This window comes from Comamonas testosteroni (assembly GCF_030505195.1).
GTDB lineage: Bacteria > Pseudomonadota > Gammaproteobacteria > Burkholderiales > Burkholderiaceae_C > Comamonas > Comamonas testosteroni_G.
This window is the reverse complement of the sequence record NZ_CP129672.1, coordinates 310,833-336,964: the sequence shown is the minus strand read 5'-3', so window position 1 is coordinate 336,964 and position 26,132 is coordinate 310,833. Positions and strand designations below refer to the sequence as shown.

The following is a 26,132-nucleotide window of genomic DNA, read 5'->3' as shown; positions in this document are numbered from 1 at the left end:
GAAGCGCTGCACTTGCAGCGCTTTTTGATTGCTCTTTATTGTTCTTTATTGCGCTTTATTGCTATTTATTAAATAGCTGCTATCGCTTTATGCTATTGGATTTAAGATAGAAAACACATTGAAATCTATTGCTGTATTGCGCTGACAGCTATTATTTTTTTGCTATTCCATGGCCTGAAACCACTCGCCCAGCGGCGCACGCGTGGTCTGGGTCTGGTTGACGGGAGCGGTCTCGTCGGCCCAGCCCAGGGCCAGGCCGCAGACGATGTGCTTGTTCTCGGCCAGGCCCAGCACGCGGCGCACGGTGGCCGGGTACGAGGCCAGGGCTCCGATGGCGCAGCTGCCCAGGCCCATGGCGGCGGCTGCCAGTTGCAGGCCGTAGAGCGTCATGCCCAGATCCATGTAGCCGCCGGGGCCGTAATGGGCGTCGATGGTGACGACCAGCGCCACGGGCGCATCGAAGAAGCGGTAGTTGCGCGCAAACTGCGCTTCGCGTCCGGCGCGGTCGTCGCGTGTCACGCCCAGGGCGCCGTAAAGCGCCTGGGCCGAAGCCACCTGGCGCTTGCGCAGCTGCATGGGCATGGGGCGCGGAAAGTAGGCGTAATCCTCGCATTCGGGCACCTGGCTTTCAACGTCCTGCAGCAGGGCGGCAGTCAGTTGCTCGCGCAGCTTGCCGCCCACGGCGATCAACTGGCCCGGCTGCAGATTGCCGCCGCTGGGCGCCTGGCGCGCCGTCAGCAGCAACTGATGCAGCAGCGCATCAGGCACGGCATCGGGCAGGAAAGCACGTGTGGAGCGGCGCTGCTGCATCAGCGCCATGCCTGCCGGCAAGTCGATGCTTTCAAGTGTTGTAGCAGCTGAGCCTTTGCTTGACATGGGGTAGTAGCTATCAAAAATGAGTTCAAGGAGTGGCTTGCAGCCATTGCACCAGGGTTGCCGCGCCAATGCCGCCGGCTCCGGCAATGGCCGCCAGGCCGAGTGCGGCCTTGGGTGTCGATGACTGGGCCTGATACGCAAGCTGAGCCAGGCAGCGCACCAGCGCAATCGCGCCTGAGGCGCCTATCGGGTGGCCGCGCGCCAGGCCGCCGCCCGCGCTGTTGATCTGCTCTGGCGCAAGGCCCATGGCGGCGCAAAAGGCCAGGCCTTGCACGGCAAAGGCGTCATGCAGTTCGATGGCCGAAAGATCCTGGGCCAGCAAGGGCGACTTGTGCGACCCGGCCAGCGCATCGCTGCCTCGGGCCAGCGCCATGCGCGCCGCCGCGATGGCGGCCAGCAGCGGTGTTTCTGGCGCAGCGCCCACGCTGGCGCTGGCCAGCCATTGTGCGCGTGGCTGCAGATTCCAGCGGGCGCAGGCCTCGGGCGTAGCCAGCAACAGCAGGGCCGCGCCATCGGCCTTGGCCGAAATGGTCAGGGGGCTGAGCGCATGGGCGGCGATATCGCCGGGACTGGCGGCTTGGCTGCAGCCCCGTGCCACCGCCGGCATGCGCGCGGCACGCCCGGCTTGGAGGGCACGCGGATAGGCGTCTGCCGCAAGCCCGGCCACGGGCACGATTTCCGGGGCGAGATGCGCCTGGGCGGCCAGGGCCCGGCCGTGGCTGAGCAGCGCATACTGCTCCTGCTGGCTGCGGCTGAAGCCATGCGTGAGCGCATAGTCGGCAGCCGACTGCAGCATATCGGGGTCGCGCGCGGGATCGGGGGCAAATGGCGGACGCTCGTAGCCCTGGGGTTGCTCGCCGGGGTGCTGCGGGCGGGTCTGGCGAATGGGGGCGCGGCTCCAGGCCTCGATGCCGCCTGCAATCACCACCTCGGCCTGACCCGATTGCAGCAGACCCACGGCCATGGCCACGGCATCCAGGCCGGAGCAGCACTGGGTATCGATGGTGTGCGCGGCGCAGCCATCGGGCAGGCCTGCGGCCAGTGCCAGCATGCGCGCCGGGTTGCCGCCAGCGCCCAGGGCGTTGCCGACGACGACCGCATCCACAGCGTGGGCCGGCAAGCCGCTTTGCTGCAGCAGTGACAGCAGCAGCGGCTGGCCCAGCTCATGGGGGCTGAGCCGGGCCAGGGCCGAGCCGATCGGCGCCACCGGGCTGCGCGCCCAGGCAATGATGGGGGTCTTGCTTGGCATGGGCCTTAACTCTGCCACGGCCGCAATGCGGGGAGCAGGGCAGGGGATATGGCCGCGTCCGCAGGCGCTGTCATCCGGGCGCGCAGGGCCTGGGCCAGTTGGCCGTGATCGGTCTTGCCGCTGGCTGTGTACGGCCAGTGCTCGCAGATCCACCACTGGCGCGGCACCTTGAAGGCTTCGGTGCGCTCGCGCAGCCACTGGTTGATCTCCAGGGCCGTTGGCACCTCGGTCTGCGGCCTCCATTGCAGCACCGCGTGTACCTGCAGGCCGCGCAGCGCATCGGCCTGGCCGTGCAGCGAGACCTGGGCAATCGCCGGGTGGCTGGCCAGCAGGTTTTCCACTTCTTCGGGAAACAGGTTCTTGCCCTGGGTGACGATCATGCGGCTTTGGCGGCCCGCCAGACACAGCATGCCGCGTTCGTCGATATGTCCCATGTCGCGCACGGACAGCCAATCGCCGTCGCGCAGCACGGCCGTCGCGTCATGGGCATCGCCCACGTAGTCCATGAACAGCATGGGACTGCGGATATAGATCAGGCCGTCGCTGGCGTGGCGGGTGCCATGCTCGGCCAGCGCATTCTCGGCGGCATCGCTGCCAGTGGGGCGAATGGATAGCTCCACATTGCTGAACGGCCTGCCCACGGCCAGCGGGCCGCTGGCTTCGTCGGCATCCATCCAGGCGACAAAACTGGCCTCGGAGGCTCCGTAGAACTCGATGATGCGGGCCTTGGGGAACAGGGCGCGCAGCGTCGGCGTGTGGGAGCGCATCCAGCGCGCACCGCTGATGGTGATCAGCTCGACCTCGGGAATCGGTGCGAGCTGCCTATGCTCGGCCCATTGCAGCATCAGCAGCAACTGGCTGGGTACGGCGATGAGGCAGTGGGTATCGCCACGCGCCAAGGTTGCGAGGCAACGCGAGGCCGAGAACTTCTCCTGCATGACGGCGCCGCAGCCATACCAGATGCCTTGCATGGCCCCGAACAGAAACAGCGAGTGCGAGATGCGCCCCGGTGCCAGCGTGCGCTGGGCCACGACGGGGCCGAAATCCTGCAGCCCGACGCGAAAGCTCTCCGTCCACGACAGATGGTGGCGCTTGAAGCCCTTGGGCAGGCCGGTGCTGCCCGAGGTAAAGCCGGTGTAGAAGGCTGCCGTCGGCGCTGCCGATTCCAGCTCGCAGGGCTGCTTGGGCAGCCAGCTTTCAATGCGCTGGCGCACGGCCGGTTGCCAGTCGGGGTCGGCGACCGCTGCGCAGCGGCCGCTGTGGATCACGGCCAGGAAGTCCACCAGTCGCTCCAGCGTGGAGCGGCCGGCGTCCAGCATCAGCATCTGCGGCGCGCGTTGGGCCACCAGGCGTGCCGAGCGCTGCTCGACCTCGGCATGCAGCCGGCCAAAGGTCCAGGAATCGGCCTCGCTTTGCAGGGCCACCACATCGGGCCGGTGCTGCGCCCAATGGGCCAGCGGGCCATGAACCAGCTGCCACAAGCCCTGCAGCGGCGCTGCAGCGGACAGCGCGTTCACTGGCGACCGCCAAAGCGCCAGTCAGGCATTCCGCGCGCGACGGTGTGGACGATGATGGCGCAGAGAATGCATTTGATGAAGTCGCCGGGCACAAAGGCCAGCGTCACGGCAAAGGCCTGACTCAGGCTCATCTTGGCGACCAGCATCAGGCCCAGCACGCCAAAGGCATGCAGGCACAGCAGGCCGCCGATCAAGGAGGCGATGAAGGCGCTCAGCGCCGTGCGACGCGGCGTGCTTTGCGGTAGAGCGGCCATGATGGCGCCGGTCACGGCGGCGGCCAGCATATAGCCGATCAGATAGCCGGCAGAAGGTGCCATGAAGACGCCGATGCCGCCGCGGCCGCCAGACAGCAGGGGCAGGCCCACGGCCACGGCTGCGAGAAACAGCGCCATGGACTGCAGGCCGCGCCAGGGACCGAGCATGACGCCTGCCAGCATCACTCCCAGCGACTGGATGGTGATGGGCACGCCGAACGGCAGGTCGATCTTGGGAATCAGGCCCATCACGGCCATCAGGGCGGCGAACAGAGATACCTGAGCCATGGAGCGTGCGCCGCCGCGCGATACGGTGTGAGAGGGGGTGGTAGTCATCAATGCTCTCCTAGAAACCCAGTCTTGCCCAGAGGGCGTCGGCTACACGGCGCGTGGCCTGCAGCATATGAATCGTCAGCGGTGCAATCAGGCGCAGGCCGCCGCTTTTGCCGGTGCGCAGGCGGTATGCCTCATCCAGCTTTGTCCATTGCACAAAGAAATGTTCGGTAAAGCGCAGCATGAGTGCAAGCTGCATGGCCACGCGCTCGGTGGGGATGCCCAGGCGGGCCAGCGGGGCCAGCAGCCATTCCAGCACCTCGACCAGATCGCTGGGGCGCGTGGTGATGGTCAGCACAATGCCCAGAGTCGAGGCGCAGACCAGCCGCAGACTGCTGAGGGCTGCCAGCACAGGGTTGCCCATGAAGACATGAAAGCCCGCCACCAGCAGCGCCGCGACGATCACCGAGCGCATCAGCCGGCGCGCCACCTGCGTGGCCTGACCCAGCGATATCCAGAGAACCAGGCACGCCACGCCGCAGCCCGCCAGCACCCAGGGGTCGGCTATCAAGAACAAGAGCGTGCCGAACGCTGCCAGCAGCAAGAGCTTGAGGCCGGCCGAGCAGCGATGCAGCCAGGTCGCAACTTCGCTGTAGAGACTACCCATGCAGGTCTCCGTGCGCGCTTTTCTTCAGCAACTGCTCCCGCACGGAGGTCTCGTAGGCGCTGCAGATGTCGCGGCCCGCTCCGTCGCCGCGCAGCCGGCCTTGCTCCAGCCAGATCACGCGTTCAAAGTCGCGCACATGATCGAGCACATGGGTGGAGACCAGCACCTGTTGCGGCGCGGCAGCGATATCCTGGGCCAGGCGGGCCTGACCGGGCAGGTCCAGGCTGGCGAAGGGCTCGTCCAGCAGCAGCAACTGGGGCGCGGCAATCAGCAGCGAGAGCCAGCACACCTGCTGGCGCTGGCCCTGGCTCAAGCTGCTGACGGCCCGCTCGGCCCAGTGGGCCAGGCCGCGTGCGGCCAGCAACTCGCGCGCCCTGGCTCTGGCCTGCTGCTTGTTCAGGCCCTGGGGGCGCAGGCCCAGGGCCAGCTCTTCCTCCACCGTGGGGAAGATGATCTGGTCGTCCGGGTTCTGGAACATCAGGCCGATCAGACCGGGCTTGTGCTGGCGCGCCTGCAGCAAGGGCATGCCATCCACCAGTACCTGTCCGGCCTGGGGCAGCTCAAGTCCGCAAAGCAGGCGGAACAGGCTCGATTTGCCTGCGCCGTTGTTGCCGATCACGCCGATGCGCTTTTGCGTCAGGGCCAGGCTCAGGCCGTCAAACACCTGGGTCTGGCCACGCTGCAGCCGTATGTCGACCAGCTGCACGCCCTGTTGGGTGGGGCTTTGCAAACCGTCGCTCATGCGCAAGCTCCTGCGGCGGCAAGGGCTGGGCTGCAAGACGCCGGGCTGGAATGTGGATGGCAAGAAACGAAAAGGGCTGACATACGGGGAGAGTCTGAAACTGTGCCCCGGCTTCAAACATACGAGGCAGCGTTGGTGGCGGATTCTAGCGCTGTGAATTTGCTTTCAAAAGACGGCCATCTGAGCTCTTTTTATGTGAATTTCCTATAAGAAATGATTTCTTTACCTGTGGCGGCTGTCTGTTGCCATTGGGCCCGCATTTCGTCGCAGTTGTGCGCCTGATGACAGCGTGTTGCAGAGTGAAGAGTTTCTGTGTGTCGTTCTTGCCTGCTTCAGGGGCTAACTTCGCTCAAACTGCACGAGCGCTGGCGTGAAGATTCGTGAGGTTGGCCGTGGATAGCCATGTTTTGACGCAGCTTGCACGGCCGATGAGCGCAAGCTGCGGCGGGCCGCTGCCGTGAGGCAGTCAAGCCGGCGCGAGATTGGCGGTTTTCGGGCTCAGACAGGCAGTTTGCAAGCACCAAAATTTTTCTGAAAAAAATCACTTTTGAGCCGTCCGGATATAGAAAAAGCGGGCTCTGGGCCCGCTTTTTGCTGTCCGGCAATGCGGATGACCTGCCTAGAACTGGTAGCTGAGGCTGGCACCCGTCATCCATTGACGTCCCGGGGCCGGTTCGTAGTAGCGTCCGTTGCCTTCGTTGACGATGACCGAGCCCACATAGTTCTTGTCCGCCAGATTGTCGATGCGGGCAAAAGCACTGAGCTTCCAGGCACCCAGGCGCCGGGTGTAGCCCACGCTCAGGCTGGCCACGTTGTAGCTGGGGGCGTAGACCTGGTTTTTGTCGTCGGCGGCGATACGGCCCACATGACGCCAGTCCAGGCCCACACGCCAGTCGGTGGCGGGAAGCCACTCCAGCCCCAGGTAGCCCAGATGTCTGGCAGTGCCGGCAATGCGGTTGCCGGCGGGAATGCAGTCCTGGCCTTTGCTGTCGCAATAGCCGCTGCGCAGGCTGGCGTCGAGCATGGTCAGCGCGCCGTTCAGGCGCAATTGGGGCATCAGCCAGGCGCTGGTGCTCAGCTCCATGCCGCGGCGGCGGGTTTTGCCTGCGTTCTGATAGGAGGTGCGGCCATTGTCGTTGCTGGCCACCACGATTTCATTGTCGGTGCTGGTCTGGAACAGCGCGGCAGACCAGTCGCCGCGCAGTCCGGCCATATTGAAGCGCTGCTTGATGCCCAGCTCGGCACTGGTCGATATCGCAGGCTTGAGGCCGAAGTTCAGGCCACCCACCAGATCGGGGCGGTACGAGATCTCGTTGAAGGTCGGTGTCTCCATGCCGCGACCCAGCGAGGCATAGATATTGGTGTCCTGATTGAGCTCGTGCTGCAGCGAAACAACCGGCAGCAGCTTGTGAAATCCGGCATTGCCGCTATCGTCCTTGTCGGCCAGGAAATGGTCGCGCGACTGGAACTGCACATTGCTCCAGCGCAGACCGGCATCGAGCTTCCAGCGTGGTGCAAAGGCCCAGGAAGCCTGCAGGTAGGGGTCAACGCTGGTGAGGGTATTGCGCTCGTCGCGCACCAGCGCGCCGACCACGCCCAGCTGGTTGCCCACAAAGTTCTTGTAGCCCTGGCGATCTTCCCTGACGGTGTTGGCGGACAGGCCGGCAATCAGGCCCAGGCTGCCGCTGCCCAGCTCGTACTTGCCGCTCCAGCGCGCATCGATGCCGCCATAGTCGCGCTTGAGACCGATCACCCCGCCTCTGTAGCCGGTCTGCGATGCCTTGGGTGTGGACTGAAACTGCATCATTTCGCGCTGACCGGCATAGGCCATGAGGCGTAGCGCCTGGCCTGCGCCAAGCTCGCGCTCGTAGGTCAGGCCGGCCTGGGTCTGCTTCACGCTTTTGCGCGAGTCGTAGAGCAAGGGGTTGGACGCCACAGCCTTCGGATCTGCCGCCCAGTCCTTGGGCGTGATGCCGCCGGGGTCCTTGGCATCGATGTCCACATGGTTGGCCACCAGGGTCAGCTGGCTGTATTCGTCGGGCTTGACGTCGATACGGGCGTTGAACAGGTTTTTGTCCGCTGCGCTCTGGGCCCGGTAGCCGTCGGTGAGAAAACGGCTGGCGCTGAGCACATAGCCAATCCCGTTGGCTTCGCCCTTGGCCTTGAGGCCCAGGCGCTTCTGGCCGTCGCTGCCCAGCGCAAAGCTGCTTTCCACCGAGGGCGCGCCCTCGCCGCGTTCGGTATAGGCGTTGATCACGCCGCCCGAGGCGTTGCCATAGAGCGCGGAGTAGGGGCCGCGCAGCACTTCCACGCGCTCCAGCGAGGCGATATCGATATTGTTGGTCTGGCCCTGGCCATCGGGCATGGTGGAGGGGATGCCGTCCACATAGATCTGTATGCCGCGCACGCCGAAGGTGGAGCGAGCGCCAAAGCCGCGAATGGATAGCTGCAGGTCTTGCGCGTAGTTCTGGCGGTTTTGCAACTGCAGACCCGGAGCTGCGCTCAGGGACTCCGAGAGATTGACCTGCAGATTGCGCTCGCGCATGCGCTCGCCGTCGAGCACGGTGACGGAGGCCGGGGTCTGCTCAAGCGCGGACTCCTGCAAGGTGCTGCGCACGGTTACTTCGGACAACTGGGGCAGGTTTGGCTGGGCGGTGGCTTGCTGGGCCATTGCGGACTGTGCCGTCAGCAGCAGTCCGGCGGCGGCCACAGGCCAGCCTGCCAGATGACAAAGGCGCGAAAAATGCATGTGAATATCTCTGGGGCTTGGGGTGGGCATTCAGTGCCCTGGATGGCTTGCAAGCGTCTGCTGACGCAGTCCATCGCCGCGACATGCCGCGCTTTCAGGCATGGCGTACCTGCGCCATTGTCGGCGCAGTGGCAGGTTGCGTCTCAGGCAGCTTGCGGTGCTGGGGCGATTGTATTTGGGCAGCCGTATTTTGATGTTTTTGCCCTGGATGTCCTTCTTGCCCGTGCTGGAGCCTTACCCCAGGTTACAAGTGACGCGACTTTCATGCGCCGGCTCCGGCCCCTTGCAGCGATGCCGTTGGGGTAAGATGGCGCCGCGCTCCGGGGTGCACACCAGTGCTGAGATCTACACCCGCGAACTTGACCCGGTTCATACCGGCGGAAGAAGAGCTTGCAAGCTGACCTCAGGGCAGTGCGTTCTCGCATGGTCAGCAAGCCCTCGGAGCATGATGTCCCCGCTCTCGAAGGAATTTCATGGACAAGGCCGCTTCGCTGGTCGCCGATCTGCTTGCTTTCATCGCAATGGATGACTGCACCGACGACCAGTTCAATCAACTCGCCCTGCGCCTTTTCGCCTACCAGTACGAATGCAATGCGCCGTTTCGCAGCTTTTGCCAGCGACGCGGTGCCACGCTGCGCAATGTCAGGAGCTGGCGCGATGTTCCGGCCGTGCCCATCGATGCCTTCAAGGCCATGGAGCTGCGCAGCGAGCCGCCATCGCCCGGCGAGCGCGTATTCATGACCAGCGGCACCACGGGGCGCGCCGCACGTGGACGTCATTTCCATCCGCAGCTCGATGTCTACGACCTGTCCATGAAGCGCTATTTCTCCAGGCGTTTCATGCAGGGGCTGGAGCGCATGCCCATGGGCATTCTGTTTCCCGACGAGCAGGCCATGCCCAATTCCTCGCTGGCCCACTATCTGGCACTTGCCCGCTCCGAATTCGGCTCGGCAGCCAGCCGCTACTATCTGAACTCGGAAGGGCTGGACATGCCGGCCCTGTGCGCCGCATTGGAAGAGTCCGAGCGCAGCGGCCAGCCCTTTGCCCTGCTGGGCGCGAGCTTCAGCCTGGTCCATGTGATGGATGCCCTGCGTGCGCAGGGCCGCAGCTTTCGCCTGCCCGCAGGCAGCCGCGTGCTGGATACGGGCGGCTACAAGGGGCAGTCGCGCGAGCTGCCGCTTGAGCAGTTCTATGCCGAGCTTTCCCAGTTGCTGGGCGTGCCGCGCAGCCTGTGCATCAATATGTATGGCATGACCGAGCTGAGCACCCAGTTCTATGACGATGGCAATGCGGTGCTGCCTTCGGTCAAGTCCGGCCCGCACTGGATTCGCTCGCGCCTGGTCGAGCCGATCACAGGGCGGGATGTGGCCGCTGGTGAGCGCGGCATTCTGGTGCATTGCGATCTGGCCAACTACAACGCGGTGACCACCATCCTGACCGAGGATGTGGGCCTGTGGGCCGGCCCGCAGGAGAAAGACGGCTTTTTGCTGCTGGGGCGCGCCGAGGGTGCCGCAGCCAAGGGTTGCTCGCTGGCGGTTGAAGAGTTTGTGAAAGCTGCCGGCGCATGAGCGAGCAGCGCAAGGTGCAGCGTATCAGGGCTGGCTATCTGCCGGGCCTCGGTGACGATGAAGTGCAGTGGCAGACGCTGGACTTCAAGTCTCGGGACGGCGAAGGGCTGCAAGTCAGCGTTCCGCTGCTGACGGCGCCGCAGATGCAGGCTCTGGCCTGTCGTGTGCGCAAGGCGGCGGCCATTCATCTGCGTGCCATGCCGGTGGCCGAGATCATCGATGCCGTCGATCGTGCGATGGCTCGCCTGCTGGACCGTAACGACATCTACCGCCAGCAGGCCGAAGCCTGGCTGCCCGTGGTCAGCGGCTATGACGCCGATATGGTGCGGTTGGGGCTGACAGGATTTTTCAAGACCTTTCGTGCAGCGCAGCTCAAGCGCTTTGTGGCCGAGGATTTTGCCAACCCGGCAGTGCTCGATGGCTTTCAACCGGCAGCCAAGGGCGGGGCCGTACGTGCTTTCGGCCCGGATCTGCTGGTGCATAGCTGGGCTGGCAACGTGCCTGCGCTGTCACTGTGGAGTCTGGTCTGTGGCTTGCTGGTCAAGGCCCCTGCGATCGGCAAGCTGGCCAGTGCCGAGCCCTTGTTTGCGGGATGGTTTGCTCGCCTGCTGGCTGAAGTCCACCCTCCGCTGGCCGATTGCCTGGCCGTGGTGTGGTGGCGCGGTGCTGGTGGCGAGGAGGCCGACGCGCTCTATGCCCAGGCCGATACGGTGCTGGCCTATGGTGGCAACCAGACGCTGGATGCGCTGCGCCGTCGCCTGCCCGTGACGACCCGCTTTTTGCCCCATGGCCACAAGCTGGGCTTTGGCCTGATTGATGCGCAGGCGCTGGATACGCTCAAGGCTCCGGCCATGGCAAGGCTGGCGGCCTGGGACGTGATGCGCTATGACCAGCAGGGCTGCTATTCGCCCCATGTGTTCTATGTGCAGCGTGGGGCGCCGGTCTCGGCGCGTGCTTTTGCCGACTACCTGGCGGCCGAGCTAGCCAATCTGCAGCGACGTTTCGCACGCCGCGAGCTGGATCTGGAAGAAGGGGCGGCGCTTGCCCGCTGGCAGCAGAACATGGAGTGGGGCGGTGAAGCACACCAACTGCTGGGGCCTGTGGATGCGCCCTGGAGCGTTGCCTACAGCGAGAATCTTCAGCCCCTGGCGCCGACCGCGCTGTACCGTACGATTGCCGTGGTGGCCGTGGACCGGCTCGATGCCGTGCTGCCCGTGGTGGCCGCTCAGCGCGACTATCTGCAGACCGCCGGCATAGCGGCCGGCCCCGAAGAGCTGTACCGCCTGGCCGGGCTGCTGGGCGCGGCTGGCGTCACGCGCATCAGCGCCATCGGCTCCATGAGCATGCCCGAGGCCGGCTGGCACCATGACGGGCGCTTCAACCTGCTGGATCTGGTGCGCATGACGGAGATCGAGCAGTCGGCAGAACTCGCGGCCCAGCCGCTGGCCGCTTATGCGGACTGAGGGAGTGGAGACAGCCGTGGCATTCATGGAGTTCAAGCAGGCCCGATTCAGCTACCCGGGACGAGCGCCCGTGGTGGATGGCGTGGACTGGCAGGTCGGGGCCGGAGAGTTTCACTGCCTGCTGGGGCGCAGCGGCTGCGGCAAGACCACGCTGCTCAAGCTGGCGGCAGGCCTGCTCAGGCCCCAGTCGGGGCATGTCTTGCTGCGCGGCAGCGAACTGTCAGCGCCGGGGCCGCAACTGGGCTTCATGTTCCAGGCACCGACACTGCTGGACTGGCACACGGTGATCGACAACGTGCTGCTGCCCGTGTCGCTGCAGCGCAAACCCGTGCAGCGGGATCAACAGGCGGCCATGCAACTGCTGGAGCAACTGGGTCTTGCCGCCCATGCACGGCTTTACCCGGGCCAGCTCTCGGGCGGGCAGCAAAGTCGCGTGGCTCTGGCGCGAGCCCTGATTCTGGAGCCGCCGCTGTTGCTGCTCGACGAGCCTTTTGCGGCACTGGATGCCATCACGCGCTCCGAGCTGCAGGATGATTTGCTGCGCACCTGCCATAGGCATGGCACGACGGTGCTGTTTGTCACCCACGACATCAACGAGGCCGTCTATCTGGGCGACCGCATTGCACTCATGCATGGCGGCCGCATCGTGGACGACTGGTCGATAGCGCTGCCACAGCCGCGCCAGCAAAGCATGCGCCATGGTGCGGCGTTCAACGACTATTGCGCGCGCATTCGAGCATCCATGGACCGGGGTGGCGCATGAGCGGCTTGCTGAACAGAACACATTGGCTGTCTGCCTCGCTTTTGATAGCCGTTCTTGCCATCTGGGAGCTGGCTGCGAGGCAATTGGGCTTGTCGGCGCTGGTGTTGCCTGCGCCCTCGGCAGTGGCGCTGTCGCTGTGGTCGGGTCTGGCATCCGGCTATTTCTGGCCGCATCTCTGGGCGACCTTGCAGGCCTTGTTGCTGGGGCTGCTCGTCGGCAGTGCCGTGGGCCTGCTGGCCGGCATGGCTCTGGCCGAGTCCGAGTTGCTGGAGCGCGTGCTCAAGCCCTATGTGGTGGTCAGCCAGGTCGTGCCCAAGCTGGCCCTGGCGCCATTGTTTGTGCTGTGGTTCGGTTTCGGCATGCTGCCGACGGTGCTGATCACGGCGCTGATCTGCTTTTTCCCATTGATGGAAAACACATTGACGGGCCTGCGGCAGGTGGATGCGCAGCGCCTGCAGCTGTTTCGCATGCTGGGCGCTACACGTGTGCAGACCTTGCTGCGCCTGAAACTGCCGACCGGGCTGCCCGCGATTCTGGCCGGGCTGCGCGTGGCCGTGGTGCTGGCGCTGGTCGGAGCCGTGGTGGCCGAGTTCATGGGCGCCAGCCAGGGCCTGGGGGCGGTGGTCATTGCCGCCCAGGGAATGATGGACACCACGCTGATGTTTGCGGCGCTGGTGCTGATTGCCGCCATGGGCCTGCTGCTGTATCAGGCCTGCCTTGTTCTGGAGCGCCGCTTGCTGCGCTCCCATCACTTTTCAACCTCGCAGTCGGGCGATCGGGCCTGACTGCATCTTCAAACCATTTGTCATGCACTCCAGCAACCAGACTTCGTTCATCTCTCGCCGCAGCCTGCTCGGCGCCTGTGCAGGCCTGAGCGGCCTTGCCATGACCGGCACCAGCATGGCGGTTCCTTTGCAGGGCAAGATTCGCCTGGCCGGCTGGAGCAAGCCCATCAGCGAGATCACCAATATTCTGGTCGAGCCCGAAAAAGGCTTCTTCAAGGCGAACGGCGTGGAGCTGGCCTATCTGCCCGGTGCGGGTGGCGGCGATGCGATCCGCAATATCCTCAGCGGCCAGGCCGACGTGGCGTTTACCGACCCCGGCTCCTTCTTCATGGCTCTGGACAAGGGCGAGAAGCTGGTGGCGATCTACGACATCTATCCGCAGAACGTGTTCAACGTGGTCTCGCTCAAGTCCTCGGGCATTCGCAAGCCCGCAGACCTCAAGGGCAAGAAGATCGGTGTCTACAGTCTTGCCAGCGGCACGCGCCAGAACCTGCTGGTGATGCTGCATCAAGCCGGCCTCAAGGAGTCGGATGTGAGCATTGTCGTGACCGGTCTGCTGAACTTTGCTCCCTTGATGCAGGGGCAGGTTGATGCGACTGCCGCCACGGATACAGGCCTGGCGGTGGGGCTGCGCAAGGGCATAGGCGAAGTCAATGTGATGCAGGTCAGCGACCACCTCAATATGTCCAGCGACATGTTTGTGGTGCGTGAGGAGGTGTTCCAGCAGAAGAAGGACCTGCTCAAGGCATTCGTCAAGGGCTACCGCGAAAGCGCCGCCTGGATGATGGCGAATCCCGAGGAAGCCTCGGTGCTGGCCAGCAAATATGCCATCGACGGCACGCGTCGCGATATCAACCTGGATGTGATACGCCTGCGTAACGCCTCTTCCATGCCGACCGTCCAGGGCCAGCCGCTGGGCAGCTTCGATATGGCCGCGCTGCAAAAAGGCGCCGATACCTATCGTGCGCTGGGCATGGTGCAGCGTCAGATCAAGGTGGCGGATGTGGTTGTGCCGCTGTAAATCTCTCCCTGAGGCGTGTTGCCTAGGCGGCCCCGGGCCTTTCCCCTCTCTCTCTCTCTCTCTCTCTCTCTCTCTCTCTCTCTCTGGGGGAGGGGACGACAGCATTGCTGCGGGGCTGTGGGGCAGCCAGGGCCCTTGCTTGCTGCCTCTTGCTTGGGGCTTGCTAGTGTTTGAGCGGAAAGCGTGAATATGAGTCAGTCTTCTTCAATGGGCTTGAGCGGCAAGGTGGTGCTGGTGACGGGGGGCAGCCGCGGCATTGGCGCTGCGATTGCCCTGGCGTTTGCGCGCGAGGGGGCGATGGTGGCCATCAACTACCTGTCCAACGACGAGGCTGCAGCCCGCACGGTGGATGCCTGCCTGGCCGCGGGCAAAGACTCGGGCGGCGATGCCTGGGCGGTCAAGGCCGATGTGGGTTCGCCCGATGCGGTGCAGAGCATGGTGGACGGCATCGTGCGCGAAGCGGGGGGCATCGACATCGTGGTCAACAACGCCTTCAGGCCCTACGCGTTCGATCCGGAACGCCGCAGCCGGTTTGACGATCTGCAATGGGCGGACTATCAGGCCCAGTTCGACGGAGCCGTAGGCGCAAGCTTCAATGTCTGCCGTGCGGTGCTGCCGCTGATGCGCCAGCGCGGGCGCGGCAGCATTGTCAACATCGTCAGCAATCTGGTGGAGCAGCCTGTCGTCGCCTACCACGACTACACCACCTCCAAGGGGGCCTTGCTGGCCTTCAGCCGCAATCTGGCCAGCGAGCTGGGGCCAGTGGGCATCCGCGTCAACTGTGTGGCGCCCGGGCTGGTCTATCCCACGCAGGGCACACAGGGCAGCAAGGAGTCTTTCCGTGAATCGCTGATGGCGACCACGCCGCTGAGGCGGCTGGCGAGGCCCGAAGATGTGGCGGGGCCGGTGCTGTTTCTGGCCTCGGAACTCAGCGGTTTCATGACCGGGCAGCTGCTGCTGGTAGACGGCGGCCTGGTGATGCGCTGAGCTGGCGTGGGGCAAGCAGTGCTTTTCTGCTGGCCTTGGCTTACTGTTTGGCGGTTGCCTGGGCGTGGTCCATCGCATCGATGATGGCCACACCGGTCTGCTGTACGCCCGGAGCGTTGAAGCCCGGGCCTGGTGTGACGGCCGGGTGGCTGAGCAGCTTCTCGGCCATGCTGGGCGCTGCGGCAGGCGCGCTGGCCTGTACGGGTGAGGGCGGGCTGGCGGCAGGCTTGGCAGTTGCTTGTTCGGTGGAGTCCAGATAGTCGTTATAGCGCTTGTAGGCCTGACGCTCGCTACGAGTCTGCTCCTGCTGCTGCTGTGAATGTTTGAAGTACCGATAGGCGACCGCTCCCAGAATCAGTGCTGCCACCAAAAACGCGGCAATAGCGGTGACGACGAGGTTTTCGTCGGAGCGCTGAGGCGATTGACGGACGGCGGTGGGCATGGGGCGGGAAGCTGGCATTTGGGAAAGCACGTCCGGGTCAACCGGGACTCGGACCTGATAGGTATCAAACTGTTTTCAGAGTATCAAAAACAGCGGGTTCAGGCCTTCAGATCGGCATTTTCTTCGAGAACTTCAGTCGGAAATGTCTGAAACCTTGGTCGTGAGCAAGTTTGTTGCGCAAAAAAGCCGGCACGCCATGGGCGGTACCGGCTTTTGCAACTCTGTCAGCGATCAGGCAGCAACGGCCTGTGCCTGCTCGATCTGGGCCTTGGCAGCTTCCATGGCCGCAGCCTTGGCGTCGGGACCCATGGCCACGCCTTCAGCACGAACAATGGTCACGTCGGTCACGCCCATGAAGCCGAAGATCACCTTCAGATAGCTTTCCTGGTGCTCCATGGCCTGGCCCGCTTCGCTGGTGGAGTAGGCGCCGCCGCGAGCGGAAGCGACGATGACCTTCTTGTCGCCGGCCAGACCCACGGGGCCGGTAGCGGTGTACTTGAACGTACGGCCGGCCTGGGCGATGCGGTCCAGCCAGGACTTCAGCTGCGAGGGGATGGTGAAGTTGTAGAAGGGGGCGCCCACGACGATCACGTCAGCGGCCAGGAACTGGCTGACCAGCGCTTCGGAGACAGCGTTTTCCTGACGTTCGACTTCGGTGGCAGCAGCCTGGCCGGTGCGAAAGCCCATAGACTGCGCGCTCAGGTGGCTGGGGGCGCTCACGGCCAGATCCAGGTAGTCCACCTTGGCTTCGGGGTTGGCCTGCTTGAGGCTGGCAACGATATCGGCAGTCAGTGCGCGGGTAACGGAATTGGAGCCAGTGATGGAAGAGTCGATGTGCAGGATTTGCATATTGGTACCTATACCTCTAAAAGTGAGTAAGAGAGCACTTCTTGCCCCGCCCGGATGCTGCGTTGCGGCAAAACAGTGATTCGTTTTGAATTGCAATGGGATAGATTGTAGATTTGTTTAGATTCGGCAATAAGTCTGCAAAAATGCGATAGATCGTTCCAAATATCAATTCAATCGAGTCCAAGGATATATGCATGGTGGATCTCAACGACATGCTGTACTTCGTCGAGGTGGTCGAGCGCGGCGGCTTTGCTGCTGCGGGGCGGGCGCTGGGTATTCCCAAGTCGCGCCTCTCGCGCCGTGTTGCCGAGTTGGAGGCCCATCTTGGGGTGCGCTTGCTGCAACGCACCACCCGCAAGCTGTCTCTGACGCAAGTGGGGGAGACCTTTTTGCGCCATGGCCAGGCCATGCGCGATGCGGCCCTGGCCGCCTCGGATGCCGTGGCCGAAGTCCAGACCGAGCCGCGCGGCACCATTCGTGTGACCTGTCCGGTGACACTCGCGCAGACGGTGCTGGGTGAGCTGATGCCCGAATTCCTCAAGCGCTGCCCGCTGGTGCAGGTGGAGATGCAAGTCACCAACCGCCCTGTCAATCTGGTCGAGGAGGGGGTGGATGTCGCATTGCGCGTGCGCGCCACTTTGGAGGACAGCGGCTCCATGGTCGTCAAGCGACTCGACAGCTCACGCCAGATCCTGGTGGCCAGCCCCGATCTGCTGCAGCGCCAGGGCACGCCCCGGTCGCTGGAGGACTTGCAGTTGCTCGACAGCATGGCGATGGCGGCAGTCGACGGCCATTCCAGCCTGCTGCTTGTCGGGCCCGAAGGCAAGGAGCACCGGCTGCAGTTGCAGCCGCGCTATGTGGTCGACGATTTGCTGACGCTGAAGTTTGCCGCCCTGGCCGGCAGCGGCATGTGCTGGCTGCCTGACTATATGTGTCAGGACGAATTGAACCGGGGCACTCTGGTGCAGTTGCTGCCGCAATGGGCGCCTCCGCGCGGCATTGTGCATGCGGTGTTTCCCTCGCGGCGCGGACTGGCACCGGCAGTCCGGCATTTTCTGGACTTTCTCGGTGAGCGCATGCCGGGCAGCAGCATCTCTGCCGCGCAGAAGGCTGCATCTGCCTCGGCGCTGCATTAGCTTCTGCCCATAAGGTAACAACAAAACATTCGTTGGGATTTGTGCAGGCCCTGCCCACAATGACTGCCTTGTTATCAGATCAGGAGCGCGCCGGGCTTTTTCCCCTGGCTTGGCTGTCGCTCCGAGATTACAGGAGGCAGCATGACATCCCCATTTCGCATCGTGATCGTGCCAGGCTGGCGCAACTCCGGCCCCGGTCATTGGCAAAGCCTGTGGGCAGAGCAGCTGGAAGGCGCCATACGTGTACAGCAGCAGGACTGGCTGGTGCCGCACCGCGATGCCTGGGTTGGGGAGCTGGAAAAAGTCCTGCTCGCCGATGAGCGTCCTGCCGTCATCGTGGCTCACAGCCTGGGTTGCATCACGACCGCACATCTGGGCGAGGCCGCTGCAGCGCGTGTGCATGGTGCCTTGCTGGTGGCTCCGGCCGATCCCGAGCGCCGCGCCCAGCTGGCCGACTTCGCTCCCGTGCCCTATGCGCCGCTGCCCTATCGCAGCGTGCTGGTGGCCAGCAGCAATGATCCGTTCTGCCCCATTCGCCGTGCGGGCGCTTATGCCAGGGCCTGGGGCAGCGAGCTGGTGCGCTTGCAGAACGCCGGGCATATCAATATCGAGTCGGGCTTCGGTGCCTGGCCGCTGGGGCTGGCACTGCTGCAGTCGCTGACCGAGCAGGGCGGCTGGAATGCCCGGACCTCCGACCGGCTCTTGCAGACAGCTGCATTGGCGGCTTGAAATCCTTGCTCAGGTGTCCGGTCGCGCTTTACTTTTGATAGCTGAAAGTGCTTTCTGATAAAGCGCTTTCAGCTTTTTTCGCGTTGGCTTTGCGTGCTGTTTTATTCTTTATATCGAATTTCAGAAAAACAAAGAAAAATATATTCTTTTGAGTTTTAAGGGGTCGTTCGCACAATGTCTACATCTATACACATTGCTCAAGAAAAGGCTGCGAACCATGCATTCCGTGAAGCTCAAGACATTGTTGGCATCCATCGCACTGGCAGCAGCAGGCGCTGCCTCTGCGCAAACTCAGCTGCTCAATGTCTCCTATGACGTGGCGCGCGAGTTCTACAAGGATTACAACGCTGCCTTTATCGCCCATTACAAGAAGACCAAGGGCGTGGACATCAAGGTGGACCAGTCCCATGGCGGCTCCAGCGCCCAGGCCCGCGCTGTCAATGACGGTCTGGCTGCCGATGTGGTGACCTTCAACACGACCACCGATGTGGATTTCCTGGCCCAGAACGGTGTGGTCGCCAAGGACTGGAACAAGAAGTTCCCGCATGATGCATCGCCCACTACATCGACCATGCTGTTTCTGGTGCGCAACGGCAACCCCAAGAACATCAAGGACTGGTCCGATCTGGTGCGTCCCGACGTGAAGGTCGTGGTGGTCAACCCCAAGACCGGCGGCAATGGTCGCTACGCCTATCTGGCCGCCTGGGGCTCGGTACGTGAGAAGGGCGGCACCGATGCGCAAGCGGCCGAATTCGTGCAAAAGCTCTACAAGAACGTGCCCGTGCTGGGCAAGGGCGGCCGCGATGCGACCAGCATCTTCTTGCAGCGCAACATCGGCGATGTGCTGATCACCTTCGAATCCGAAGTCGTGTCCGTGGACCGTGAATTCGGCCAGGGCAAGGTCGATGCCGTCTACCCCTCGGTGAGCATCGTGGCCGAGAACCCCGTGGCCGTGGTCGAGCGCACCGTGGCCAAGAAGGGAACCACCCAGCTGGCCACCGACTATCTGCAGTGGCTGTACTCTGACGAAGCCCAGGAAATCGCTGCCAAGCATGCGATTCGTCCGCGCTCCGAAGCGGTGCTCAAGAAGCACGCCGACCAGTTCAAGCCCATCAAGCAGTTCACCGTGGCCAAGTACTTCGGCTCGCTGAGCGAAGCGCAGAAGGTGCACTTCAATGATGGCGGCCAGTTCGACAAGCTGTATACCCCCGGTAAGTAACCGGCTCCCCCGGGCCGCTTTGCGGCTTCCTCCTCTCTCGCTGCGCGGGAGAGGACAACATCCTCGCTGCGGGACGGCCCTTGCTCGATGTTTTTGAGCTGGGCCGTGCTTGATTGACCTTCAGTGAAATCCACACCCCCCGTTTCGTCTTTGAATATGTCCTCTGCTGCTCTAGCCCCCCGCAAGGCGCGTAGTGCCAAGCGAGTGTTGCCCGGTTTCGGGTTGACGCTGGGCTACACCATTTTTTATCTGAGCATCATCGTGCTCATCCCGCTGGTGGCCTTGCTGTCCGCCAGTTTTACTCTGACCTGGGGGCAGTTCTGGGCGGCAGTCTCGGCTCCGGCCGTGGTGGCGTCTTACGAGCTGTCCTTCACCATGTCCTTTATCGCGGCCTGCGTGAACGTGGTGTTCGGCATGCTGATTGCCTGGGTGCTGGTGCGCTACCAGTTCCCCGGCAAGAAGGTGGTGGACGCGCTGGTCGATCTGCCGTTTGCGCTGCCCACCGCCGTGGCCGGCATCTCGCTGTCGGCGCTGTATGCGGGTAACGGCTGGATCGGGCAGTACTTCGAGTCGCTGGGCATCCAGATGGCCTACAACCCCAAGGGCATCGCGATTGCGCTGATTTTCATCGGCCTGCCGTTTGTGGTGCGTACCGTACAGCCGGTGCTCGAAGACTTCGAGAAGGAGCTGGAGGAGGCTGCGACCAGCCTGGGTGCATCGCGCTGGCAGATCTTCTACAAGGTCATCCTGCCGCATATCGGCCCGGCGCTGCTGACCGGCTTTGCCATGGCTTTTGCGCGTGCCGTGGGTGAATATGGCTCGGTGATCTTCATTGCCGGCAATATTCCCATGGTCTCGGAAATCACTCCGCTGATCATCATGGCCAAGCTCGATCAACATGATGTGGCCGGTGCCACGGCCGTGGCCGTGGTCATGCTGCTGATCTCTTTTGTATTGCTGCTGCTGATCAACGCACTGCAGGCATGGCAGCGCAAGGCGCAGGGAGGCCGCTGAGATGTCTTCGATTCATGCAGCCATTCAAGCGCTGTTCCCCAATCTGCTGCCCATCTGGGCACACCTCATCACCATCGTCGCGATTGCCCTGGTCGTGCTGGTCGCGCTGTACAAGATCACGGCCCCGCCCAAGAGCGCCAAGCTGGAGAAGATGACCACGACCGAGCCGCGCTGGGTGCGCTGGGTTCTGACCACGGTGGCCCTGCTTTTCATGCTGGTGTTCCTGATCCTGCCGCTGTTGTCCGTCTTCGGCGAGGCATTGCGCAAGGGCTGGGATGTCTACGTCACGGCGCTGGGCGAGCCCGATGCGATCTCTTCCATCAAGCTCACGCTGATCACGGCGCTGATTGCCGTGCCCTTGAATCTGGTCTTCGGTGTGGCGGCAGCGTGGTGTATTGCCAAGTACGAGTTCAAGGGCAAGGCATTTTTGACGACCTTGATCGACCTGCCGTTCTCCATCTCGCCCGTGGTCGCGGGTCTGATGTATGTGCTGGTTTTCGGCGCCAATGGCTGGCTGGGCCCTTGGCTGGCCGAGCACGAGATCCAGATCATCTTTGCCGTGCCCGGCATCGTGCTGGCCACCGTGTTCGTGACCTTCCCCTTCATCGCCCGTGAACTGATTCCGCTGATGCAGGCCCAGGGCAGTGACGAGGAGCAGGCCGCCATCGTGCTCGGAGCCTCGGGCTGGCAGACCTTCTGGAATGTCACCCTGCCCAATATCAAATGGGGTCTGGTCTATGGCGTGATTCTGTGCAATGCGCGCGCCATGGGCGAATTCGGCGCCGTGTCCGTGGTTTCCGGCCATATCCGGGGCCAGACCAACACCATGCCTTTGCATGTGGAAGTGCTGTATGCCGACTATCAGGCGGCTGCCGCCTTTGCCGTGGCATCGCTGCTGGCGCTGCTGGCGCTGGTGACGCTGGTCATCAAGTCCCTCGCCGAATGGCGTGCCGAGCAGCAGGCCAAGGCCGCAGCCGAAGCACCGCCCGAGCGTCCAGGCCCGATCAGCCTCGCAACGAACCAAACCGCCAAGGCAGCCTGAGCTGCCGGGATCAGAACAAGAGATTCATCATGAGTATCGAAATTCGTAATGTCAGCAAGCAGTTCGGCGATTTTCAGGCCCTGCGCGATGTGAGTCTGGATATCAAATCTGGCGAGCTGATCGCCTTGCTCGGCCCCTCGGGCTGCGGCAAGACCACGCTGCTGCGCATCATCGCGGGTCTGGAGACGGCCGATGTGGGCAGCATCCACTTCAGCGGCGAAGACACGACCGATGTGCATGTGCGCGACCGCAACGTGGGCTTTGTGTTTCAGCACTATGCGCTGTTCCGCCACATGACCGTGTTCGAGAACGTGGCCTTCGGCCTGCGTGTCAAGCCGCGCAAGGAACGCCCCAGCGAGGCGGTGATCAAGGAAAAGGTCATGAAGCTGCTCAAACTGGTGCAGCTGGACTGGATTGCCGAGCGCTACCCCTCGCAGCTCTCGGGCGGCCAGCGTCAGCGTATTGCGCTGGCCCGTGCCCTGGCCGTCGAGCCCAAGGTGCTGCTGCTTGACGAGCCCTTTGGTGCGCTGGACGCCAAGGTGCGCAAAGAGCTGCGCCGCTGGCTGCGTCAGCTGCACGACGAGTTGCATGTGACCTCCATCTTCGTGACCCACGACCAGGAGGAGGCCCTGGAGGTGGCGGATCGTGTGGTGGTCATCAACCAGGGCAAGATCGAGCAGGAAGGCACGCCCCAGCAAGTCTGGGACAACCCGGCCACGCCGTTTGTCTATGGCTTCCTGGGCGATGTCAACCTGTTCAAGGGGCGCGCCAGCGACGGCCGGGTCTATCTGGACGAAGGCATGCAGCTCGACAGCAGCGATGCGCGCGGTGCCAAGGACAGCCAGGCTTTTGCCTATGTGCGACCCCATGACCTGGAGGTGGAGCGCTATTCCCCGGGCCAGAATCTCGATGCCCAGGGTCGCCCCACAGGCATCGTGGCCCAGCTTTCGCGGGCCATTGTGGTCGGCCCCATCGCCAGGCTGGAACTTATTCCCTCCGAGACCACACCAAATGCCAGCCATGCCGGGGAAGATGGGTTGATTGAAGCCCAGATTCCCGCACAGCAGTTCAAGGACATGGGCTTGCGCGAAGGTGAAACCCTGGTGGTGACGCCGCGCCGTGCCAAGGTGTTCCTGGATGAGGCGGCTGGAATTTGATACCCCCTGAGGCGCTGTGCGCCTTCACCCTCTCGCGCTTTGTGGGAGGGTGACGATACCCCCGGTGCGCGGCAGCGCGCGTCCTGGGTGTCTCCTGCGAAAGGAGTCGTGCAGGTGCAGGGGGGCGTTATCCTTGCCTCAGGCATGATCCGTTAATTTCGCAGAAAGAGAATGATGCTTCAATGGTTTGAAACCGCGCCGCGGCGCGTCCTGGCGCTCATCAGCGTGGCCTGTGTGGCCATGCTGGCGTTTGGCCTTTACCTGCAGCATGTGGTGGGCCTGGAGCCTTGTCCCATGTGCATCGTGCAGCGCTATGCACTGATTTTGGTAGCTATCTTCACGGGCCTGGCAAGCCTTAGAGGTCAAAAAAGCTGGTGGATGAGCTTCGGCGTTCTGGCGCTGCTGTCCAGCGGTTTCGGCGCATTTGTGGCTGCACGCCAGAGCTGGTTGCAGTGGTATCCCCCCGAGTTTGCGACCTGCGGCCGTGACTTCTATGGAATGATCGAGCACTACTCCTTCAGCCGCTCCATTCCCATGATCTTCCAGGGCTCGGGCGACTGTGCGGCGATTGACTGGACCTTGCTGGGCGGCTCCATTGCCAACTGGTCGTTTGTCTGCTTTGTGGCGTTTTTCGTGATTTTGGCGGTGCTGCTGTTCAAGGGCGCGAAGCGCTAATTCCCGTTGACGGCAATGCCATCAAAAAACCCGGCAAGCGGAAGCTGCCGGGTTTTTTGATGGTTCTGACACGCTTGCCATAGCTGTCAATCAAGCGTTCGCAGCTCTGGTTGCGCCATCAGAGGCTTTCCACACTCTCGCCAACAAAGGTCGGCCCCTTGCTGCCCGGCACCCAGCCCGGATAGGTTTCCATGACTTCGGCAAACAGGGCCGAGTCAATCCAGCGCTGCAGCCAATGCTGCAGATGAGGCCAGGGCTGCTCGTTCCACTGTGCTTCGTCAATGCGCGCGTACTGGCGCACAAAGGGGCGTAGTGCCATATCGGCCAGGCTGGGGTTCAGTCCGAACAGATAGCCGGTCTCCTCGAGCTGATCGTTCAGGGCCGACAGCCAGGTCAGCGCATCGGCCTGGGCCTGGTTCACGGCCTCGGCGTCATGGCGCTCGGGGTATTTGCAGCGGTCGAGAGCCTGTTTGAAGAAGCCGTCATTGCGCTCGATCAGAGCCAGCATGTCCTCCAGGCTGCCATGCGTGGGCTGCAGCCAGCCATCGGGGTCGTTGTCGCGCAGCGCATGCAGCATCACCTCCAGGCTCTGGTCAATCACTTTGCCGTCCTGCAGCACCAGCACGGGCACCGTGCCCTTGGGCGATGCGTCGAGCAGTGCCTGCGGCTTGTTGCGCAGATTGATTTCACGCAGTTCACAAGCCAGGCCCGCATGGGCCAGCGCCAGACGGGCGCGAATGGCATAGGGGCAGCGGCGGAAGGAGTACAGGACGGGCAGGGTGGCAGCGGCAGTCAAGGCAGGTGTCTGATGAGATGAATAAAACCAAAGCGCCATGGCGCTTGCTGGGCGTGTACTGTACCTGTTGCTCTGAAGCCATGCAGACCTGTGCGGCTTAGATGCGGTGGAGTGCTCACGGATTGATAGCTTGAAACTCTTGATGCGAAAAGGTTTATTCGCTGCAGGGCGCTTGTTTCAGTCGGTTTGCAGCTGGGTCATCAGCCACTGTCTGAAGGTCTGCAAGGCGGAGCTGGCCTGACGTGACTTGAGATAGGTCAGCCAGTAGGCGCCGGTGTCGACCTCATGGGCAAAAGGGCGCACCAGCCGACCCTGTTGCAGCATGTGCTCGAACATGCGCGCCGGCAGCAAGGCAACGCCTGCGCCCTGGGCGGCGGCCTCAGCCAGCGTCAGCGAAGAGTCGAACATGGCTCCACGCGCCAGCGGGGCAGTCTGGTCCAGGCCGGCAAACCAGCCTTCCCATTCCTGCGTGCGATAGGAACGCAGCAGGGTTTGCCGGGCCAGGTCGGCAGGCTCGCGCAGCTGTTGTGCCAGCACGGGGGTGCACATGGGAGACAGCGGCGCGCGCAGCAGCATCTGCGCGTGCGTGCCATGCCAGGCTCCGTCGCCAAAGCGCACGGCGGCGTCCAGTCCTTCGCCGGCCAGATCCACGCGATTGTTATTGGTCAGCAGCCTGAGGTCTATATAGGGATGCAACTGCTGGAACTGGCTCAGTCTGGGGATCAGCCAGCCGATGGCAAAAGTGCCGACCACGCCCACGGTCAGAATTTCACGCGGTCGTGGCTCAGCCACCTGCTGCAGCGATTGCTCTATGCGCTCGAAGCTCTGTGCCACCACTGGCCACAAAGCCTGGCCTTCGTCGGTCAGGGCCAGGCCGCGCGGCAGGCGGCGAAACAAAGGTTTGCCCAGGCGCTCTTCGAGATTGCGGATGTGCTGGCTGACGGCGGCCTGCGTCACATGCAGCTCCTGTGCTGCGCGGGTCAGGCTCAGGTGACGTGCGGCCGCATCAAACATGCGCAAGGCGTTCAGTGGTAGCTGCATATCTCAATCAAGATAAAAGTTTTTCTAATGGATCGTGTCAATTATTACTGCTGGTTCGTAGGGATCTACCGATTTATGCTTCAAACCATGGCAGTTAACCAAAAGAGGATCTTATGCAACGACGCAGCATGCTGACAACAGGACTGGCCTTGGGTCTGGGGGCCTGGGGACTGAGCGGCTGTGCTTTTATCTCCAAGCAGCAAGCCGCAGCAGCGAGAACATTGAGCGACGAGTTGGCGGTGCTGGAAAATCAGGCCCAGGGCCGGTTCGGCCTGTATGTGCTGGATACCGTCAGCGGTGCCGAGGCAGGCTGGCGTGGCGACGAGCGCTTTCCCATGTGCAGCACCTTCAAGACCTTGTTGGCCGCACGCATGCTGTATCTGGCACAGCGAGATGAAACGCGTCTGTGGCGCAAGCTCTATTACTCTCCTTCCGAAGTCGTGGCCTGGTCGCCGATCTCCGAAAAGCGCGCGGGTGCCAATGGCGGCATGACGGTGCAGGAGTTGTGTGAAGCGATGGTGCTTGTCAGCGACAACACGGCGGCCAATGTGCTGCTGGAGGCCAGCGGCGGGCCGGCGGCGCTGACGCAATGGCTGCGCGAACTGGGTGACGGCACCACCAGGCTGGACCGCAACGAACCTTCGCTGAACACGGCGCTGGCCGGCGATGAACGCGACACCACGACGCCGCAGGCCATGTTGCAAAGCTTGCAGAAGTTGCTGCTGGGCGATGTGCTGGAGGGCTATGGCCGCGCCCTGCTGCAGCAGTGGCTGGTGGACAGCCGAACCGGTGACAAGCGCCTGCGCGCCGGCATGCCCGGCGACTGGAAGGTGGGTGGCAAGACAGGCACCGGCGAGAGGGGCACGGCCTGCGACACCCTTATCGTCTGGCCTACCGAGCAATCTGCGCCGCTGCTGGTGACGGCCTATCTGACCGGCAGCCAGCTCGATGGTGCAGGGCGTGAGGCCGTGCTGGCCAGGGCTGGCGAGGCGGTCAAGCGCTGGTATTACGCGATTTGATCAGTGATGGAGCCGCAGGCGCAAAGCCTGTCGCGACGCGGGCTCTGTATCGATGCGAAGAGGCTTTGAGATTTTCTCATCAATGAGATTGATTCTCAT

At 63.2% G+C, this 26,132-nt stretch carries 25 protein-coding genes; 14 read left to right on the top strand and 11 right to left on the bottom strand.

Annotation, left to right across the window (positions count from 1 at the left end; all coding sequences use genetic code 11):
- Positions 1-162: 162 nt before the first annotated feature.
- The 7 genes from QYQ99_RS01440 to QYQ99_RS01410 form a co-directional block, all read right to left on the bottom strand.
- Positions 163-876: a nitroreductase gene (locus QYQ99_RS01440; protein ID WP_437439057.1), complete on the bottom strand. Its 714-nt coding sequence runs from the start codon at positions 874-876 to the stop codon at positions 163-165.
- A gap of 25 nt (positions 877-901) precedes the next feature.
- Positions 902-2,125: a beta-ketoacyl synthase N-terminal-like domain-containing protein gene (locus tag QYQ99_RS01435; RefSeq protein WP_302091099.1), complete on the bottom strand. Its 1,224-nt coding sequence runs from the start codon at positions 2,123-2,125 to the stop codon at positions 902-904.
- Between the two features lie 5 nt (positions 2,126-2,130).
- Positions 2,131-3,642 carry an AMP-binding protein gene (locus QYQ99_RS01430; protein WP_302091098.1) on the bottom strand — a complete coding sequence of 504 codons (1,512 nt, stop codon included), beginning with the start codon at positions 3,640-3,642 and terminating at the stop codon, positions 2,131-2,133.
- Complete coding sequence (locus QYQ99_RS01425) at positions 3,639-4,232, bottom strand: biotin transporter BioY (RefSeq protein ID WP_302091097.1); 594 nt, start codon at positions 4,230-4,232, stop codon at positions 3,639-3,641. The genes QYQ99_RS01430 and QYQ99_RS01425 overlap by 4 nt, the downstream gene beginning before the upstream one ends.
- 10 nt (positions 4,233-4,242) lie before the next feature.
- A complete protein-coding gene (locus QYQ99_RS01420) occupies positions 4,243-4,836 on the bottom strand; it encodes an energy-coupling factor transporter transmembrane component T family protein (protein WP_302091096.1) in 594 nt (197 codons plus the stop codon).
- Positions 4,829-5,578 (bottom strand): energy-coupling factor ABC transporter ATP-binding protein, encoded by a 750-nt coding sequence (locus QYQ99_RS01415; protein ID WP_302091095.1) that lies wholly within the window; start codon positions 5,576-5,578, stop codon positions 4,829-4,831. Before QYQ99_RS01415 ends, QYQ99_RS01420 begins: the two co-directional genes overlap by 8 nt.
- Before the next feature lie 619 nt (positions 5,579-6,197).
- Positions 6,198-8,327 (bottom strand): TonB-dependent receptor family protein, encoded by a 2,130-nt coding sequence (locus tag QYQ99_RS01410; RefSeq protein WP_302091094.1) that lies wholly within the window; start codon positions 8,325-8,327, stop codon positions 6,198-6,200.
- A 473-nt stretch (positions 8,328-8,800) separates the two neighbouring features.
- Here QYQ99_RS01410 and QYQ99_RS01405 point away from each other — a divergent pair, with 473 nt between their 5' ends.
- From QYQ99_RS01405 to QYQ99_RS01380, 6 genes are all read left to right on the top strand, one after another.
- The gene (locus tag QYQ99_RS01405; RefSeq protein WP_302091093.1) at positions 8,801-9,895 is read left to right on the top strand and encodes a long-chain fatty acid--CoA ligase; all 1,095 of its coding nucleotides are present in this window, start codon (positions 8,801-8,803) and stop codon (positions 9,893-9,895) included.
- Complete coding sequence (locus QYQ99_RS01400; RefSeq protein WP_302091092.1) at positions 9,892-11,358, top strand: acyl-CoA reductase; 1,467 nt, start codon at positions 9,892-9,894, stop codon at positions 11,356-11,358. The genes QYQ99_RS01405 and QYQ99_RS01400 overlap by 4 nt, the downstream gene beginning before the upstream one ends.
- Positions 11,359-11,383: 25 nt before the next feature.
- Positions 11,384-12,121, top strand: a complete 738-nt coding sequence (locus QYQ99_RS01395) for an ABC transporter ATP-binding protein (RefSeq protein ID WP_302093083.1) — start codon at positions 11,384-11,386, stop codon at positions 12,119-12,121.
- A complete protein-coding gene (locus QYQ99_RS01390) occupies positions 12,118-12,906 on the top strand; it encodes an ABC transporter permease (protein WP_302091091.1) in 789 nt (262 codons plus the stop codon). The genes QYQ99_RS01395 and QYQ99_RS01390 overlap by 4 nt, the downstream gene beginning before the upstream one ends.
- Positions 12,907-12,928: 22 nt before the next feature.
- Positions 12,929-13,927 (top strand): ABC transporter substrate-binding protein, encoded by a 999-nt coding sequence (locus QYQ99_RS01385; RefSeq protein ID WP_302091090.1) that lies wholly within the window; start codon positions 12,929-12,931, stop codon positions 13,925-13,927.
- A 207-nt stretch (positions 13,928-14,134) separates the two neighbouring features.
- A complete protein-coding gene (locus QYQ99_RS01380; protein WP_437439073.1) occupies positions 14,135-14,914 on the top strand; it encodes an SDR family oxidoreductase in 780 nt (259 codons plus the stop codon).
- Positions 14,915-14,954: 40 nt separating this feature from the next.
- Here QYQ99_RS01380 and QYQ99_RS01375 read toward each other — a convergent pair whose 3' ends face one another.
- Positions 14,955-15,356 carry a hypothetical protein gene (locus QYQ99_RS01375; protein ID WP_302091088.1) on the bottom strand — a complete coding sequence of 134 codons (402 nt, stop codon included), beginning with the start codon at positions 15,354-15,356 and terminating at the stop codon, positions 14,955-14,957.
- A gap of 231 nt (positions 15,357-15,587) precedes the next feature.
- Positions 15,588-16,205 (bottom strand): FMN-dependent NADH-azoreductase, encoded by a 618-nt coding sequence (locus tag QYQ99_RS01370; protein WP_302091087.1) that lies wholly within the window; start codon positions 16,203-16,205, stop codon positions 15,588-15,590.
- Between the two features lie 194 nt (positions 16,206-16,399).
- Between QYQ99_RS01370 and QYQ99_RS01365 the strand changes: the two genes are divergently transcribed.
- From QYQ99_RS01365 to QYQ99_RS01335, 7 genes are all read left to right on the top strand, one after another.
- Entirely contained in the window at positions 16,400-17,341 is a 942-nt protein-coding gene (locus tag QYQ99_RS01365) for a LysR family transcriptional regulator (RefSeq protein ID WP_302091086.1), read from the top strand.
- Positions 17,342-17,482: 141 nt separating this feature from the next.
- Entirely contained in the window at positions 17,483-18,070 is a 588-nt protein-coding gene (locus QYQ99_RS01360; protein ID WP_302091085.1) for an RBBP9/YdeN family alpha/beta hydrolase, read from the top strand.
- A gap of 217 nt (positions 18,071-18,287) precedes the next feature.
- Positions 18,288-19,289 (top strand): sulfate ABC transporter substrate-binding protein, encoded by a 1,002-nt coding sequence (locus QYQ99_RS01355; protein ID WP_034369780.1) that lies wholly within the window; start codon positions 18,288-18,290, stop codon positions 19,287-19,289.
- A gap of 156 nt (positions 19,290-19,445) precedes the next feature.
- Complete coding sequence (cysT, locus tag QYQ99_RS01350) at positions 19,446-20,303, top strand: sulfate ABC transporter permease subunit CysT (protein WP_034369782.1); 858 nt, start codon at positions 19,446-19,448, stop codon at positions 20,301-20,303.
- Position 20,304: 1 nt separating this feature from the next.
- On the top strand, positions 20,305-21,345 hold the full coding sequence (cysW, locus tag QYQ99_RS01345) for a sulfate ABC transporter permease subunit CysW (RefSeq protein ID WP_302091084.1): 1,041 nt from the start codon (positions 20,305-20,307) through the stop codon (positions 21,343-21,345).
- 29 nt (positions 21,346-21,374) lie between these two features.
- A complete protein-coding gene (locus QYQ99_RS01340; protein ID WP_034369785.1) occupies positions 21,375-22,502 on the top strand; it encodes a sulfate/molybdate ABC transporter ATP-binding protein in 1,128 nt (375 codons plus the stop codon).
- A gap of 174 nt (positions 22,503-22,676) precedes the next feature.
- Positions 22,677-23,177 (top strand): disulfide bond formation protein B, encoded by a 501-nt coding sequence (locus QYQ99_RS01335; protein WP_437439072.1) that lies wholly within the window; start codon positions 22,677-22,679, stop codon positions 23,175-23,177.
- A 118-nt stretch (positions 23,178-23,295) separates the two neighbouring features.
- On the opposite strand, the gene QYQ99_RS01330 is transcribed toward QYQ99_RS01335, so the two are convergent.
- Both QYQ99_RS01330 and QYQ99_RS01325 read right to left on the bottom strand, forming a co-directional pair.
- On the bottom strand, positions 23,296-24,012 hold the full coding sequence (locus tag QYQ99_RS01330) for a glutathione S-transferase (RefSeq protein ID WP_302091082.1): 717 nt from the start codon (positions 24,010-24,012) through the stop codon (positions 23,296-23,298).
- Positions 24,013-24,150: 138 nt separating this feature from the next.
- Positions 24,151-25,014 carry a LysR family transcriptional regulator gene (locus QYQ99_RS01325; RefSeq protein WP_302091081.1) on the bottom strand — a complete coding sequence of 288 codons (864 nt, stop codon included), beginning with the start codon at positions 25,012-25,014 and terminating at the stop codon, positions 24,151-24,153.
- Between the two features lie 113 nt (positions 25,015-25,127).
- Between QYQ99_RS01325 and bla the strand changes: the two genes are divergently transcribed.
- Positions 25,128-26,033, top strand: coding sequence for a class A beta-lactamase (gene bla, locus QYQ99_RS01320; RefSeq protein ID WP_302091080.1), 906 nt, complete (start codon positions 25,128-25,130; stop codon positions 26,031-26,033).
- Positions 26,034-26,132 lie beyond the last annotated feature (99 nt).

What these genes read in the sequence shown, in the direction of transcription:
- QYQ99_RS01440 (WP_437439057.1), bottom strand. Translation starts at nt 876, where the DNA reads ATGTCAAGCAAAGGCTCAGCTGCTACAACACTTGAAAGCATCGACTTG.
- QYQ99_RS01435 (WP_302091099.1), bottom strand. Translation starts at nt 2,125, where the DNA reads ATGCCAAGCAAGACCCCCATCATTGCCTGGGCGCGCAGCCCGGTGGCG.
- QYQ99_RS01425 (WP_302091097.1), bottom strand. Translation starts at nt 4,232, where the DNA reads ATGACTACCACCCCCTCTCACACCGTATCGCGCGGCGGCGCACGCTCC.
- QYQ99_RS01420 (WP_302091096.1), bottom strand. Translation starts at nt 4,836, where the DNA reads ATGGGTAGTCTCTACAGCGAAGTTGCGACCTGGCTGCATCGCTGCTCG.
- QYQ99_RS01415 (WP_302091095.1), bottom strand. Translation starts at nt 5,578, where the DNA reads ATGAGCGACGGTTTGCAAAGCCCCACCCAACAGGGCGTGCAGCTGGTC.
- QYQ99_RS01410 (WP_302091094.1), bottom strand. Translation starts at nt 8,327, where the DNA reads ATGCATTTTTCGCGCCTTTGTCATCTGGCAGGCTGGCCTGTGGCCGCC.
- QYQ99_RS01405 (WP_302091093.1), top strand. Translation starts at nt 8,801, where the DNA reads ATGGACAAGGCCGCTTCGCTGGTCGCCGATCTGCTTGCTTTCATCGCA.
- QYQ99_RS01400 (WP_302091092.1), top strand. Translation starts at nt 9,892, where the DNA reads ATGAGCGAGCAGCGCAAGGTGCAGCGTATCAGGGCTGGCTATCTGCCG.
- QYQ99_RS01395 (WP_302093083.1), top strand. Translation starts at nt 11,384, where the DNA reads ATGGAGTTCAAGCAGGCCCGATTCAGCTACCCGGGACGAGCGCCCGTG.
- QYQ99_RS01390 (WP_302091091.1), top strand. Translation starts at nt 12,118, where the DNA reads ATGAGCGGCTTGCTGAACAGAACACATTGGCTGTCTGCCTCGCTTTTG.
- QYQ99_RS01385 (WP_302091090.1), top strand. Translation starts at nt 12,929, where the DNA reads ATGCACTCCAGCAACCAGACTTCGTTCATCTCTCGCCGCAGCCTGCTC.
- QYQ99_RS01380 (WP_437439073.1), top strand. Translation starts at nt 14,135, where the DNA reads ATGGGCTTGAGCGGCAAGGTGGTGCTGGTGACGGGGGGCAGCCGCGGC.
- QYQ99_RS01375 (WP_302091088.1), bottom strand. Translation starts at nt 15,356, where the DNA reads ATGCCCACCGCCGTCCGTCAATCGCCTCAGCGCTCCGACGAAAACCTC.
- QYQ99_RS01370 (WP_302091087.1), bottom strand. Translation starts at nt 16,205, where the DNA reads ATGCAAATCCTGCACATCGACTCTTCCATCACTGGCTCCAATTCCGTT.
- QYQ99_RS01365 (WP_302091086.1), top strand. Translation starts at nt 16,400, where the DNA reads ATGGTGGATCTCAACGACATGCTGTACTTCGTCGAGGTGGTCGAGCGC.
- QYQ99_RS01360 (WP_302091085.1), top strand. Translation starts at nt 17,483, where the DNA reads ATGACATCCCCATTTCGCATCGTGATCGTGCCAGGCTGGCGCAACTCC.
- QYQ99_RS01355 (WP_034369780.1), top strand. Translation starts at nt 18,288, where the DNA reads ATGCATTCCGTGAAGCTCAAGACATTGTTGGCATCCATCGCACTGGCA.
- cysT (WP_034369782.1), top strand. Translation starts at nt 19,446, where the DNA reads ATGTCCTCTGCTGCTCTAGCCCCCCGCAAGGCGCGTAGTGCCAAGCGA.
- cysW (WP_302091084.1), top strand. Translation starts at nt 20,305, where the DNA reads ATGTCTTCGATTCATGCAGCCATTCAAGCGCTGTTCCCCAATCTGCTG.
- QYQ99_RS01340 (WP_034369785.1), top strand. Translation starts at nt 21,375, where the DNA reads ATGAGTATCGAAATTCGTAATGTCAGCAAGCAGTTCGGCGATTTTCAG.
- QYQ99_RS01335 (WP_437439072.1), top strand. Translation starts at nt 22,677, where the DNA reads ATGCTTCAATGGTTTGAAACCGCGCCGCGGCGCGTCCTGGCGCTCATC.
- QYQ99_RS01330 (WP_302091082.1), bottom strand. Translation starts at nt 24,012, where the DNA reads ATGGCGCTTTGGTTTTATTCATCTCATCAGACACCTGCCTTGACTGCC.
- QYQ99_RS01325 (WP_302091081.1), bottom strand. Translation starts at nt 25,014, where the DNA reads ATGCAGCTACCACTGAACGCCTTGCGCATGTTTGATGCGGCCGCACGT.
- bla (WP_302091080.1), top strand. Translation starts at nt 25,128, where the DNA reads ATGCAACGACGCAGCATGCTGACAACAGGACTGGCCTTGGGTCTGGGG.